This is a genomic window from Pyramidobacter piscolens W5455, assembly GCF_000177335.1.
In the GTDB taxonomy this organism is placed as follows: Bacteria; Synergistota; Synergistia; order Synergistales; family Dethiosulfovibrionaceae; genus Pyramidobacter; species Pyramidobacter piscolens.
Genome location: NZ_ADFP01000055.1, coordinates 1 through 12,953, shown reverse-complemented (window position 1 = coordinate 12,953; position 12,953 = coordinate 1). Strand labels below are relative to the sequence as shown.

Sequence of the window (12,953 nt, the reverse complement as noted above, 5' to 3'; positions counted from 1 at the left end):
TTTTGCAATAGCTTATTGAGTGAATTTTCACGAATGATCCTCCGAAGTTGCCGGCAAAGATCCGCTTATGCCTTTTCTGAACAAACAAAAAGCTCAAATCAGCTGTGCTGCATGAACTATCCCCCGCCAAATGTGCTAAGATACACTTTATTGACTCGTTGATCGGCACATTTTATATTCTTTTGATGCGAAAGGATTTGATTTTGCATGACGGAAAATGCGCTTGAGGTGCTTCGCGCGCGCGGCTTCATCGACTGGACGACGGACGACGGCGGCGTCAAGGAATTGTTCGGCAAGGGCATGGTCACCGCTTACGTGGGCTTCGACCCCACCGCAGACAGCCTGCACGTCGGACATCTGATCCCGCTGATGGGGCTGGCCTGGCTGCAGCGGCTCGGGCACCGGCCCATCGTGCTGGCCGGCGGCGGCACGGGCATGATCGGCGACCCTTCGATGAAGAGCAACGAACGCAATCTGCTGACGATGGATCAGATCAGGCACAACGTGGAAGGCGTCAAAAAGCAGCTGGCGCACTTCGTCAGCTTCGACTGCGGGGAGAATTCCGCCCTGCTGGTCAACAACTACGACTGGCTGAGCGCCATGAACTTCCTCGAGTTCCTGCGCGACGTGGGCAAGTTCTTCACGATCAACAAAATGATCGCCAAGGAGCACGTCAGAAGCCGCATCGAGGACCCGACCAAGAGCCTGTCCTTCACCGAATTCTCCTACACGCTGCTGCAGTCCTACGATTTCTACCATCTTTATACGACCTACGGCTGCCGCCTGCAGCTGGGCGGCAACGACCAGCAGGGCAACATCACCAGCGGCATCGACTTCATCCGCAAGCACGAAGAGGGCGCGGCGGTGTACGGCGGCACCAATCCGCTGCTGCTCACCTCCGCCGGGCACAAGTTCGGCAAGACCGAGGGCGGCGCCGTCTGGCTCGATCCCGCCAAGACTTCGCCCTACCAGTTCTACCAGTTCTGGGTCAACAGCGAAGACGCCACGATCGCCAAGACTCTGCGCTACTTCACGTTCCTGCCGCTTGAAGAGATCGACGCGCTGGTCGCGCGTCACATGCAGTCGCCCGAGAAGCGCGAAGCCCAGCGCGTGCTGGCCTACGAGATCACCAAGCTCGTCCACGGCGAAAACGTAGCGGCCAACGTCAGACACGCCAGCGAGATCCTCTTCGGCGGTTCCTACACGCCCGAAGACCTGACGGAAGACATGCTCCACACGCTGGCGGCCGAGACGCCTTGCGGCACAGTCGATTCGCTGCCCATGCCGCTCGCCGACGCGCTTGCCGAAACGGGCGCGTGCAAGAGCAAGGGCGAGGCCAAGCGTTTGATCGCAGCCGGCGGCGTGTCCGTCAACGGCGTCCGCGCCGACGACGGCGCGCAGCTCAGGGAACAGGACGTGCTCTGTGGCTACTACTCGCTGATCCGCCTCGGCAAGAAAAAATACTTTATGATCGGCCGCAAGTAAAATGAGCTTTGCCGTTTCGGCCGTCGAGTTCCTGCGCAAAACGCTCGCTTACCCCGACTGGCGCGGACGCGCGCTCTACGGCCTCTTCCGAAGCGTTTTCGCCTTCGTCCCCATCCGCCGGCGTTTGGTGCTCGACGCGCTCAAAGCCTCGTTCCCCGAAAAGGACGAAGCGTGGCGCAAAAAAACGCTGCACGGCATGTACCGTCACTTCTCGTGGATGATCGTGGAGTTCCTCGCCTGCCAGAACGATCCCGCTCTCGTCAACAAAATGGTCGTCGAAGTGGAAGGGCGCGAATGCGCCGACGCGCAGAGGGCCTCCGGCGCCGGCTGCTTTATGCTCGCCGGCCATTTCGGTAATTGGGAGATCCTCGGCGGCTGGCTGCTGCGGAACGGCTATCCCGTCCAACCCGCCGCGCGCGACGCCGACAACCCTGAGTTCGCGGCGCTGATCGAACGCTACCGCGCCAACCTCGGCGAGACCACGCTGCGCAAGGGGGCCATGAACGTGCGCCACATGCTCAGGCAGGCGCAGGCCGGCAATTGGATCGCCCTGCTCGCCGATCAGGACGCCGGTCCCCACGCCGTGCCCGTGACCTTTTTGAACCGCCGCACCACCATGGTCGAGGGCCCCGCCGCGCTGGCGCTGACGGCAAAGCTGCCGCTGCTTGCCGTCTACTCGCTGCGTCTGGCCCCGTTCAAATACCGCGTCGTCTTCCTGCCCGATCTCGTCGGGAATTTGCAGGAGCGCAGCCGCGAGAACGTCGCCGCCCTGACGCAAAAAGCCAACGCCATGCTCGAAGACATGGTGCGCCTCGCCCCCGAGCAGTGGTTCTGGTTCCACCGCCGCTGGAAAACCGATCCCGACCGCCCCGGCGTGAAAATGCAGTAGTTCCGCGGCGGAATTTCGAAGCAAAATAAAACAGGACGGCTGACCGAGAATTTTCGGCCAGACGCCCTGTTTGTTTTTTTTCCGGCTCTTCAGCCGCGTCACTTCACCTTCCAGCGGTTCTCCAGCAGCTGCAAGGCGCCCGAAGTGACGCTGGTCAGCACCAGATAGACCAGCGCGACGAAGATGAACGTCTCGAATGAGGCATAGGTGACGCTGCGCACCTGCTGACCGACCATCGTCAGGTCGCTGATGGCGAGCACGGAGAGCAGCGACGACTCCTTGATCAGCGTCACGAATTCGTTGCCGATGGCCGGCAGCATGTGGCGGATCGCCTGCGGCAGGATGATGCTCTTCATCGTCTGCCAATAGGACAGCCCCAGCATTTTGGCCGCTTCCCACTGCCCCTTCGGCACGCCCTCGATGCCGCCGCGGACGATCTCGCCCACGTAGCCGGAAGAGTTGATGCCGATGCCGAGGATGCCCGCCGTAGCCGCGTCGAGGTTCACGCCCAGCGCCGGCAGGCCGAAGTAGATCAAAAACAGCTGGATCATCAGCGGCGTGCCGCGCAGCACGTAAATGTACGTCGCCATCAGATAGCGCAGCGGCTTGAACGGCATGACGCGGAACGAACCGATGAAGATGCCCAGCGCCGAACCGAACAGCACGCCGAAGAACGAAGCCTGAATGGTCACGCACACGCCCTTCCAGAACATGTGCATATAGGGGATCAGCACGGAAAAGTCCAGTTCCATTTACTTCGCCTCCTCCGCCACGGCCGCGCCGTAATGGGAAAGTACGCGCTGCAGGAACGCACGCGTCCGTTCCTTCTGCGGGTGCACGAAAATGTCGTCCGGCGTGCCCAGCTCGACGATGTGCCCGTCGGCCATGAAGACGACGCGGTCGGACACTTCCCTGGCGAAGAGCATCTCGTGCGTGATGATCATCATCGTCATGCCGCTTCTGGCCAGATCAGCGATGACGCTGAGCACGTCGCCGACCAGTTCGGGATCGAGCGCCGAAGTCGGCTCGTCGAACAGCATCACCTTCGGATCCATGGCCAGCGCGCGGGCGATGGCCACGCGCTGCTGCTGGCCGCCGGAAAGCTGGGCAGGGAACGCCTCGATCTTGTCGCCGAGGCCGACGCGCTCGAGCAGTTCTCCGGCGGTCTTCTCCGCCTCGGCGCGAGATTTGCCGCGCACTTTCATCGGCGCGATCGCCACGTTCTCCAGCACGCTCAGATGCGGGAACAGGTTGAACTGCTGAAAGATCATGCCCAGCAGCTCCGACTCCATGGCGTTGGACATCTTCCCGCCGTCCATGCGGCGGCCGTAAACATAGATTTCGCCGGAATCGATCTTCTCCAGACGGGCGATGCAGCGCGCCAGAGTGCTCTTGCCCGATCCGCTGGGGCCGATGACCGTAATCACTTCTCCCTCGTCGACGTTCAGCGAGACGCCTTTCAGCACGTCGAGAGAGCCGAACGACTTATGCAGATCTTTTACTTCTATCGCGTGAGTCACATTCGCTCACCTCCATTGAAATGCGTTCATTATAAATCAACTATCAGTTTATTGCCAGATGAAAATTGCAATTTTGTTTATATTTTTCGCGAAAGAGACGCTCCCCACAAAAAAGACAGGCCGGCGCGACAGCCAGCCTGTTCCGCAAAACTTTTCTACAATCCCATGAGGCGGGGGATATAGGTCGTGAAGACCGGGAACGTAACGATAACCAGCTGCACCGCCAGCGCCGCGAGCACGAACGGCCAGATCCGGCGGAACATCTCGCCCAGCGGCACCTTGCCCACCGCGGCGACGATATAGTTGCAGGCCCCTACCGGCGGCGTGATCAACGCGATCGTCACGTTCAGCGTCATCACCACGCCGAAATGGAACGGGTCGATGCCGGCCTTGGCCGCCAGCGGCGCGAACACCGGCGTCAGCAGCGTCATTACCGAGATCTCCTCCATGAACATGCCGATCACGAAGACGATCAGGCTGAGCACGACCATCAGCAGCCACGGATGCCCCAGCAGCCCGGCGTCGACGATGACCTGGCTGAACGCCTGCGTGACGCGCTCCCACTTGAGATACCAGCCGACCACCGAAGCCGCGCCCATAATCAGAAAAATCGCGCTGGTCAGGCGCACCGTCTCGCCGATCGCCTCGGCGAAACCGCGCAGCGTCAGCCGGCGCGTCACCGCCACGCCGGCGAAAACGCAGTAAGCCGCGGCCAGAGCGCCCGACTCCGTCGGCGTGACGACGCCCGACATGATGCCGCACATGATGATGCACGGCGCCAGCAGGGCCAGAAGCGAGCGGAACAAAATCCGCCATTTCTGCGCGTACACGCCGGTCAGGTCGGTCTTCGGCACGTCGTACTTGCGCACGTAGTACCAGTTCATGACCATGTAGGCCAGGCCGAGCGCGATCCCCGGCGCCACGCCGGCGGCGAAGAGCCCGCCGATGGACGTGTTGGTCATCGACGCGTAGATGATCATGAAGATGCTGGGAGGAATGATCGGCCCGATCAGCGAGCTGCCCGCCGTGATCCCCGCCGCGTAGGAAACGGGGAAGCCTTCCTTCACCATGGCCGGGATCAGGATCGAGCCCAGCGCCGAAGCGTCGGCCGCGGCGCTGCCGTTGACGCCGGCGAAGATCACGCTGCCCACCACGTTCACGTACCCCAGCCCGCCGCGCACCGAACCGACCGCCAGGCGGCTGAAGTCGATGAGGCGGTCCGTGAGTCCGGAACGGTTCATCAGCGTGCCCGTGAGGATGAAAAAAGGAATCGCCATCAACGAGAAGGAATCCATGCCGCCGAAAAACTGCTGCGGAACGACGCGCAGCAACGCCGGGCCGCCCGCGTCGAGGATGCCGAGCAGCCCCGCCATCGTCAGCGAAGCGTACAGCGGCACGCCGAAAAGCATCAGCGCAAAAAACACCGCCAACAGAAGGAAGCCGTTCATCGTTTTTCGCTCCCGCTTTCAGAATCCTGCCAACACCTGGCGACGACGACGGCCAGCAACATGGCCATGCCGATCGGCACCGCCGTCAGCGGCAGCGCCTTGGGCACGCCGAGCGCCATGGTCTTCATCTTCCAGCCGCCCATCACGTTTTGAGCGCCGAACCAAACCATCACGCCGAGAACCGCCACTTGGACCGCCGCCGACAAAAGGCGGCAGAACGCCTTGCCGCGCGGCGGCAAAGCGTTCACCACGAAGTCGATCGACATCTGGTCGCCGTTGAGAAAGGCCGCCGCCGCGCCGATCAGCACCATCCACACCAGCGAAAAGCGCGCCAGCTCCTCCGTCCAGATGGGAGCGGCATGACAAAAATAGCGCAGCACCACGCCCATGACGATGTCGCCGATGTTGATCATCAGCAGCAGGCCGCCGAACCAGAGACTGAGGAGCCCCACCCGGCGGCACAGCCGTTCGGGAAATTTCATCGGGCGCAGACTTTTACTTCGCGGCGGCTTTTTCGTTGGCCGCTTTGGCGTCGCGCAGGGCCGCTTCGAGCCACTCGGCGGGGACCTTGCTCTTCAGCCACTCGATGTAGGCGGGCTGGCCGACGCTGCGGAACTGCTCCATCTCCGCGGACGTGGGCGCGTAAACCTGCATGCCCAGCCGGCGGCACTTTTCCACCTGCTGGGAATCCTCCGCCTCGATGCGGGCGCGGGTCAGCCGGTTCGCTTCCTTCGCCGCTTCGAGGATGACGGCGCGCTCCTCGTCGGTGAAGCTGTCGAAGAGGTCGCCGTTCATGACCAGGAACTGGTCGGAGTACTGGATGTTCGCCAGCGTCATGTACTTCTGCACTTCCGGCAGGCTGCCCAGCAGCACGTAAAAAGCCGGGTTCATCTGCCCGTCGACGACGCCGGTTTTCAGCGCCATGTAGAGTTCGCCCCAGGGGATGGGCGTGCCGCTGGCGCCGAACGCCTTGAAGATCGCCACCTGTCCCTCGTCCATGCCGCGGAACTTCAGGCCGGGGAAATCGGCGGGGCTGCGGATCTCGCGCTTGGAGTTGGTGAAGGCGAGGAAGCCGCCCTCTTCCACCGCTTCGATCAGCACGCAGCCCGTGCGCTCGCGGAACAGCTTTTTCAGATTGGCCCAGTATTCGCTCTCGTCGAAGAAAACGTGCGCCGCCTCGTAACCGTTGAACATGAACGGCACCGACGAGGGATACAGCTCCGGCAGCACCGTGCCCATGGCCGCGAACGAGGACACGTCGGCCACCGGCTGGTTCAGCCCGTCCTTCATCATCAGCTCCATGCGCTGCTCTTCGCTGCCCAACTGCTCGTCGGGGTACAGCTCGAACGTGACGTTCCCCTGCGTGCGCTCCGCGATGCGCGAGGCGAACTCCTTGACGAAGTAATGCACCACGTTGTTCTCGACGTTCGCCGGCCCGATGTGCGACATCTTCACCACCGTAACCGCGCCCGCCGCGCCGTTCAGCCCCATCGCCAGCGCGCAGGCCAGCGCCGTTTTGCCGATAACAGAAATTCTCATCTTCCATACCTCTCCAGATCAAATTTGTCCGCTGCGAAGCTCCTGACATTCTATCCCAAAGCCCCGAGAAATGACAGCGCTCCCGCGAAAAACTTTTTTCCAAGCGCCGCGGCCGCCAAGGAAGACCGTTCGCTCGACGAAGTGGCCGACATCGCCCAGAAGTACGCCGACTCCATGGCGACCATCGCCGTAGCGGCCCGCTGCGCCACGCATCCCGCCAACGGTTCCGAATTCGGCGACCTTGGCGACGTCGACATGGAAATCGGTATGGGACAGCACGGCGAAGGAGGCGGCGGGCGTCAGCCGATGAAGACCGCGCAGGAGACGATCCGCATCATGGCCGACGCGCTGATCAAGGACTTGGAACTGAAATCCGACGACAAAGTCTTCGTGATGATCAACGGCTCCGGCGCCACGACGCTGATGGAAATGTGGATTCTCTATAAAGACTGCGTGCATTATCTCGAATCTCTGGGCATCAAAGTCGTCGCCAACATGGTCGGCGAGATTTTGACCGTTCAGGAACAAGCGGGCTTCCAGCTCAACATCGCCAAGTGGGACGACCTGACGCTGGCCCGGTGGAACACGCCGGTCCGCACGATCGCCTTCAGCCGCTGAGGCGCGCCATGGCTGACGCTCAGGGGAACAAAGCCGCCAGAGACTACGGGCTCGACCGCTCCGCCGACCGCGGCGGCTTCTTCGTCAAAGGACTGAACAACACCGACTGGGGCATGAAAAACCGCCTTTCGCGACTCTTCAATCCCCAAAGCGGCCACACGATGATGCTGGCGTTCGACCACGGCTACATCATGGGCCCCACCGCCGGCCTGGAACGCCTCGACCTCTCGATCGCGCCTCTCGCCGAATACGCCGACGTGCTGATGGCTACGCGCGGCGCGATTCGATCCTGCATTCCGCCCACGGTGAACAAGCCAGTCTGCCTGCGGGCTACGCACGACGCCTCGGTGCTTTTCGACGACATGTCCACCGGCTCGGGATCGGGGCTGGACATCGAAGAGGCGCTGCGCATGAACGCGGCCGCCATCGCGATCCAGTGCTTCGTCGGCGGAGCCGGCGAGCGCGATTCGCTGGAGGCGCTCTGCCGCGCCGTCGACCGGGGCAACCGCTACGGCCTGCCGGTGCTCGGAGTGACCGCCGTCGGCAAGGAAATGGCGCGTACCACGCAGTATTTCCTGCTGGCGACGCGTCTTCTCGCCGAGCTGGGAGCCTCCATCGTCAAGACCTATTACTGCGACGACTTCGAAAAGGTCGCGGCGGCCTGCCCCGTGCCGATCGTCATCGCCGGCGGCAAAAAGATGCCCGAGCGGGAGGCGCTGACGATGGCCTAGCGCGCCATCCAGTCAGGGGCCTGCGGCGTCGACATGGGACGCAATATTTTCCAGAGCGGGCATCCCGCAGCCATGTGCCGCGCCGTCGCCAAGATCGTCCACGAAAAATTCACCGACACGGAAGCTTTCGAGTTCTATGAGGAGCTGAGCAAGTAGACCGACGAAAGGAGCGAGCTTCATGTCCGCCGAATACATGCACATCGGGATCCCCGTGCTGAACAAAAAACCCGGAATGGTCTGGAACGAGTGGGGACGCTTCTGGGTCAACCAGAGCGTCGACGAGTACGACTACAAGATCGAATACCTCAAGTTCGAGGAAGGCACGCGCTTTCCCGAAATCCTCTCCAAGCTCTTCCACGTCGCCTACAAAGTGGACGACATGGATCCCTATCTGAAACAGGCACAGCAGATCGTCTTCGGGCCTGAAGTCCTCTCCGACACGGCGCGTCTGGCCTTCGTGATAATGGACGACGCGTTGATCGAACTGTACGAGGAAAAGAGCTGAAGTCCGCACAAAAAAAGGAATCCTCCGCGCGGGGATTCCTTTTTTGCACCTTCGCCGCCGCGGCGGATTTTGGTACAATGAACGGGCGTTAAATCATTTTCGGAGATTCAAGGTGATCACCGGTGCCCTCATCGAAAATCGAACGGCTCATCGAAGCCGCCCGCCTTTACTACGAAGAAAACATGACGCAGCAAGCCGTCGCCGCGAGGCTGGGCGTTTCGCGCCCCATGGTCAGCGTGCTGCTGCGCGAAGCGCGAACGACCGGCATCGTCACCATCACGATCAACCGCGCCGCAAGCCAGACGCCGCTGATCGCCCGCCGGCTGGAATCCCTCTTCTCCATCAAAAAGGCCATCGTCGTTCCCGCGCTGAACAATCACAGCCAGACTGACGCCGCCGTCACCGCGGCCGCCTACCGCTTCTGTTTCGACGGCGAAACTCAGCCCGAAAACACCGGCGTCGGCTGGGGGCACATGATGGGACAGCTCGCCGACTACGCCGAAGGCACGAAAAAAAAGGCACTCCGCGGCCAGTCGGCGATCTTTCCGCTCATCGGCAGCATCGGCGCTTCGTATCGCGGCTATCGCACGAACGAGATCGTCGCCCTTCTCGCCGACCAGACGGGCATGAAAGCCGAATTTCTGCACATGCCGGCCTTTTTCGAATCAGAAGAGGAACTGAACGCCTTCACTGCAACAAAAGCCTGCGGCGACATCCTCCGGCGCTGGGACGCCATGGACCGCGCCGTCATTTCCGTCTCGAACTGCGCCGCCTATCCCGACCTCGGCGTCGAATACCGCTTCGGCGCGCGGCTGACGCAAAACGCCTGCACCGGCCGCGTGCTGGCACATTATTTCGACGTCGACGGACGGATCATCGCGGCAAAAGTCAACAACGTCCTGCAACCCTCGATCGAACGGCTCCGCAACGTTCCCGAAGTGACCGCCGTCTGCTCGTCTCTGCTCCAGCCCGCCTGTATGCTGGGCGCGCTGCGACTGAGCGTCATCGACACGCTGATCCTCCCGGCCCCGCTGGCAGTCAAAACGCTGGAGCTCGCCGGCTGACGGCAGAACAACCCAACGCAAAATCGCCCTCAAAGCCTTTGTAACAAAGGTTTCGAGGGCGATTTTCAACCGACTTTGAATCAAGCCGAATCGTTATCATTTGGCGGCCCCGGCGCGACTCGAACGCGCGACCTACTGCTTAGGAGGCAGTCGCTCTATCCATCTGGGCTACGGGGTCGTTCTCAAAAGCGGGTTCATCATAACACAAGCGCTTCAAAGCCGCAAGAAATGAACGCGGGCTTCCTTACTTCCCGACGATCCACGGCGCGTCGGGATCCGCTACGATCACGGTTTTATTCAGCGCGCGCGTTTCGCCGCAGCGGAAGCAGCCGTGCAGATGATCGTTGATCATGCCGCAGGCTTCGAGGAACGAGAACATGCTCACCGTGCCGACGAACTTGAAGCCGCGTCGGCGCAGGTCGCCGCTGAACGCGTCGGAAAGAGCGCTGCGCGTCAGGCGCTGTTTTTGATACGCGGGATAGATCACGGTGCGCCCGTCCGTGAAGCTCCAGACGTACGCCGCGAAGCTGCCGAATTCCCGGCGCACGTCGAGAAAGCGCCGGGCGTTGTCCACGACGGCGCGCACTTTGCGTTCGGCGTGGATCATCTCGGGATCGGCCATGATCCGAGCGACTGTTGCCTCGTCGTATCCGGCCACCTGAGCGTAATCGAACCGGCTGAAATTGCGCGCGAAGCATCGGCGCTTGCGCAGCATCAGCAGCCAGCTCAGCCCGCAGCTCATGGATTCCATCAGCAGATGCTCGAAGAGGACGCGGTCGTCATGCTGCGGCACACCCCACTCGCGATCGTGATATTCTTTCAGCAGGGGATCCGCTGCGCTCCAGGGGCAGCTCCCTTCCGGCGGCTTCATTCGTCCCATGTTTCTCTCCCCCGCTCGCGTTCCTCACCGGGAAAGCGCAGGAACCGCTTCAGCCGCTTGTACATCACAAACGCCAGCAGCGAGGTGACGCCGTATTTGAACAGGTTGAACGGCAGCAGGGCGTAGATCATCAGCGTATAGAGATCCGTCACCGCGGCATTGGCGGCGTGCCCCATGCCGATCACCGTCTCCATTTTCAGTCCCAGCAGGCGCGCGTAAGCAGGAAAAAAGACGAAAAAGTTGCCCAGCACGATCAGCGACGAAGCGCACAGCGTGCCCCAAAGCAGCGCCTGCGCAGCGGCGCGTTTCGTGCGCCGGCGGCCGTAAAAAAGCGCCGCGGGCACGACGTAGCACAGACTGCCCCACAGGTTTGCCGCCTCGCCGACGCCCATGGTCGTCGTGCCGTTAAGCAGGAAATTGAGCGTTACCTTGACGACCGCCGCAAAAGCTCCGGCGCCGGGCCCCATCATGCAGCCGCCGAGGATCACCGGCAGCTCGGAAAGATCGAACTTCACGAACGGCGGCACAAAAGGCACCGGAAATTCGAGGATCATCAGCAGCGCGCCGACCGCTCCAAGCATACCCGTCAGAACAAGCGAATGCAGCGAAAAACGCCGGCAGCGCGCCAGCGACATGGTATCATCCTTCATCCAAGTCCCTCGCAGAATATCGAAATGATTTTCTTGCGAATATCATACTCCGTCCCGCTCAATTTACCAATCGTCAGTTTTTCCATCTTGGTCGAGACCATAAAAATTCGGAACGCCCGGCAACAGGCATTCCGAATTTTCTTGTGTCCATACTGATCCTGATTTTCAATAAAAAGACATCGTTGAAATGCCGCACAGAGCATGCTCTGCGACGCGGCACAAGCCCTTCAGAGCGCTTCGAAGAATCGTATCTTCATTGAGCTCTTTTAGTTGAGAACGAGTATCAGTCAAACGACGGCAGGCAATGGAAAACTTTCAACAGCGGCCGCGAGGCGTCGAAGACCCGCCGCGTTTCCTCGCAGTCGAGCGCCAGCTGTTTCATCAGGCTCATGCGCCCGCTGAAGCGCGTCATCAGGCGCAGCCGCTTCAAAAAGGCCAGCAGCGGCCGACGGCCGTACAGATCGCCGTGAAAACCGATCACATGCGCTTCGATGCGCAGACTGCCCTGAACGAGAAACGTCGGATTGCGCCCGACCGAAATGGCCGCCGGCCACCAGCGGCCGCCGTGCCACATCGCGCCGGCGTACACGCCCTCACCGGGCGTCAGTTTTTTTTCGTCGGGAAGCATGTTCGCCGTGGGATAACCCATGGCGCGCCCGCGGCGCTCGCCCCCCACGACTTCTGAAAAAAGGAACCACGGATAGCCGAGCAGTTCCGCCGCCTGGTCCACGTTCCCCGCCTGCACCATGTCGCGGACGCGGGTGCTGCTGACGACGATGCCGTCGTCCATGACCAGCTGCGGCATCAGCGCCAGTTCCAGCCCGCGCTCGGCACAGTAGCGGGCGAGAAACTCGCCGTCGCCGGAGCGATCGCGCCCGAAGCGGAACTCGCGCCCGACGACGATGCCCGTCACGCCCAGACGCGCCCGCAGTTCGTCGAGGAACAGCCGCGGCTCCGTCGAGGCGAATTCTCGAGTAAAAGGGATTTCCAGCGGCTCGGGGATGTCGAAATTGCGGCGCAGAAACGCGGCGTCCTCGAGTGTGAAAAGCCGGGCCTTCAGGCCGCCCAGCACGTAACGGGGGTGCGGCGAAAAGGTGACGATTTTCCATTCGGTATGAGCGCGCGCGGCCATTTCCCGCGCCTGACGGAACAGGGAAAAATGGCCGCGGTGATAGCCGTCGAAAGCTCCGATGCAGACGATCACAGACTCACCGCCTTGGGGATGTTGGCCTGCGGATAGATTATCATTCGCCCGTTCTCGACTCTCAGCGCGCCGAGACAGAGACTGTCCTTCCCTACGACCATCACGCCCTCGTCCACCGGCACCACGCCGGGGTTGCGGAACCGCATGAAGCTCACGTACACGCCAAGTCCGTTGCTCAGCCGTTTCTCGCAGAAAGCGTTGGCGTCGTAACTGTAATACTGGGAAGCCAGCGATTCGACGGACTGAATCCGCCCGGCGAGTTCCGTTTCGCCCGCGGGAGCCTGCGGATTGTAAGGCAGCGCCTCTTCGGCACGGTAACAGCCGACGCACAGGCGGCGAAGCCCCGAGAGGTGCGCGCCCGCTCCCAGCGCGCGGCCAAGGTCGCGCGCCAGACTGCGCACGTAGGTGCCGCGGTGGCAG

The 12,953-nt window shown here is 61.8% G+C and carries 15 protein-coding genes, 1 tRNA gene and 1 pseudogene; 7 read left to right on the top strand and 10 right to left on the bottom strand.

Features of this window, described 5'->3' with window-relative positions; translation table 11 throughout:
- Positions 1-207: 207 nt before the first annotated feature.
- Together tyrS and HMPREF7215_RS05105 are read left to right on the top strand one after the other, a co-directional pair.
- On the top strand, positions 208-1,485 hold the full coding sequence (tyrS, locus tag HMPREF7215_RS05110) for a tyrosine--tRNA ligase (RefSeq protein ID WP_009164622.1): 1,278 nt from the start codon (positions 208-210) through the stop codon (positions 1,483-1,485).
- A 1-nt stretch (position 1,486) separates the two neighbouring features.
- Positions 1,487-2,374: a lysophospholipid acyltransferase family protein gene (locus HMPREF7215_RS05105; protein WP_009164621.1), complete on the top strand. Its 888-nt coding sequence runs from the start codon at positions 1,487-1,489 to the stop codon at positions 2,372-2,374.
- Between the two features lie 98 nt (positions 2,375-2,472).
- On the opposite strand, the gene HMPREF7215_RS05100 is transcribed toward HMPREF7215_RS05105, so the two are convergent.
- The 5 genes from HMPREF7215_RS05100 to HMPREF7215_RS05080 form a co-directional block, all read right to left on the bottom strand.
- Positions 2,473-3,126 (bottom strand): amino acid ABC transporter permease, encoded by a 654-nt coding sequence (locus tag HMPREF7215_RS05100; protein WP_009164620.1) that lies wholly within the window; start codon positions 3,124-3,126, stop codon positions 2,473-2,475.
- On the bottom strand, positions 3,127-3,894 hold the full coding sequence (locus HMPREF7215_RS05095) for an amino acid ABC transporter ATP-binding protein (protein ID WP_009164619.1): 768 nt from the start codon (positions 3,892-3,894) through the stop codon (positions 3,127-3,129).
- A 155-nt stretch (positions 3,895-4,049) separates the two neighbouring features.
- On the bottom strand, positions 4,050-5,342 hold the full coding sequence (locus HMPREF7215_RS05090) for a TRAP transporter large permease (protein ID WP_009164617.1): 1,293 nt from the start codon (positions 5,340-5,342) through the stop codon (positions 4,050-4,052).
- Positions 5,339-5,824, bottom strand: a complete 486-nt coding sequence (locus HMPREF7215_RS05085; protein ID WP_009164616.1) for a TRAP transporter small permease — start codon at positions 5,822-5,824, stop codon at positions 5,339-5,341. The genes HMPREF7215_RS05090 and HMPREF7215_RS05085 overlap by 4 nt, the downstream gene beginning before the upstream one ends.
- Before the next feature lie 13 nt (positions 5,825-5,837).
- Positions 5,838-6,881 carry a TRAP transporter substrate-binding protein gene (locus HMPREF7215_RS05080; protein WP_009164615.1) on the bottom strand — a complete coding sequence of 348 codons (1,044 nt, stop codon included), beginning with the start codon at positions 6,879-6,881 and terminating at the stop codon, positions 5,838-5,840.
- Between the two features lie 24 nt (positions 6,882-6,905).
- Between HMPREF7215_RS05080 and HMPREF7215_RS05075 the strand changes: the two genes are divergently transcribed.
- The 5 genes from HMPREF7215_RS05075 to HMPREF7215_RS05060 all read left to right on the top strand — a co-directional run bounded on the left by HMPREF7215_RS05075 (position 6,906) and on the right by HMPREF7215_RS05060 (position 9,799).
- On the top strand, positions 6,906-7,499 hold the full coding sequence (locus tag HMPREF7215_RS05075) for a dihydroxyacetone kinase subunit DhaK (protein WP_009164614.1): 594 nt from the start codon (positions 6,906-6,908) through the stop codon (positions 7,497-7,499).
- An 8-nt stretch (positions 7,500-7,507) separates the two neighbouring features.
- On the top strand, positions 7,508-8,230 hold the full coding sequence (lsrF, locus tag HMPREF7215_RS05070; protein WP_009164613.1) for a 3-hydroxy-5-phosphonooxypentane-2,4-dione thiolase: 723 nt from the start codon (positions 7,508-7,510) through the stop codon (positions 8,228-8,230).
- Positions 8,231-8,263: 33 nt separating this feature from the next.
- Positions 8,264-8,386, top strand: coding sequence for a hypothetical protein (locus HMPREF7215_RS13910; protein ID WP_009164612.1), 123 nt, complete (start codon positions 8,264-8,266; stop codon positions 8,384-8,386).
- A 22-nt stretch (positions 8,387-8,408) separates the two neighbouring features.
- Positions 8,409-8,735 (top strand): hypothetical protein, encoded by a 327-nt coding sequence (locus tag HMPREF7215_RS05065; RefSeq protein WP_009164611.1) that lies wholly within the window; start codon positions 8,409-8,411, stop codon positions 8,733-8,735.
- A 122-nt stretch (positions 8,736-8,857) separates the two neighbouring features.
- The gene (locus HMPREF7215_RS05060) at positions 8,858-9,799 is read left to right on the top strand and encodes a sugar-binding transcriptional regulator (RefSeq protein ID WP_009164610.1); all 942 of its coding nucleotides are present in this window, start codon (positions 8,858-8,860) and stop codon (positions 9,797-9,799) included.
- A 101-nt stretch (positions 9,800-9,900) separates the two neighbouring features.
- On the opposite strand, the gene HMPREF7215_RS05055 is transcribed toward HMPREF7215_RS05060, so the two are convergent.
- The 5 genes and pseudogenes from HMPREF7215_RS05055 to HMPREF7215_RS13145 form a co-directional block, all read right to left on the bottom strand.
- A tRNA-Arg gene (locus HMPREF7215_RS05055) sits at positions 9,901-9,977 on the bottom strand.
- Between the two features lie 66 nt (positions 9,978-10,043).
- Entirely contained in the window at positions 10,044-10,679 is a 636-nt protein-coding gene (locus tag HMPREF7215_RS05050) for a DNA-3-methyladenine glycosylase I (RefSeq protein ID WP_009164609.1), read from the bottom strand.
- A complete protein-coding gene (locus tag HMPREF7215_RS05045; RefSeq protein ID WP_009164608.1) occupies positions 10,667-11,329 on the bottom strand; it encodes an ECF transporter S component in 663 nt (220 codons plus the stop codon). Before HMPREF7215_RS05045 ends, HMPREF7215_RS05050 begins: the two co-directional genes overlap by 13 nt.
- Positions 11,330-11,612: 283 nt before the next feature.
- Entirely contained in the window at positions 11,613-12,533 is a 921-nt protein-coding gene (ribF, locus tag HMPREF7215_RS13570) for a riboflavin biosynthesis protein RibF (protein ID WP_009164606.1), read from the bottom strand.
- Positions 12,530-12,953, bottom strand: a pseudogene (locus HMPREF7215_RS13145) (hypothetical protein); the annotation flags it as partial. The gene ribF and the pseudogene HMPREF7215_RS13145, both read right to left, overlap by 4 nt.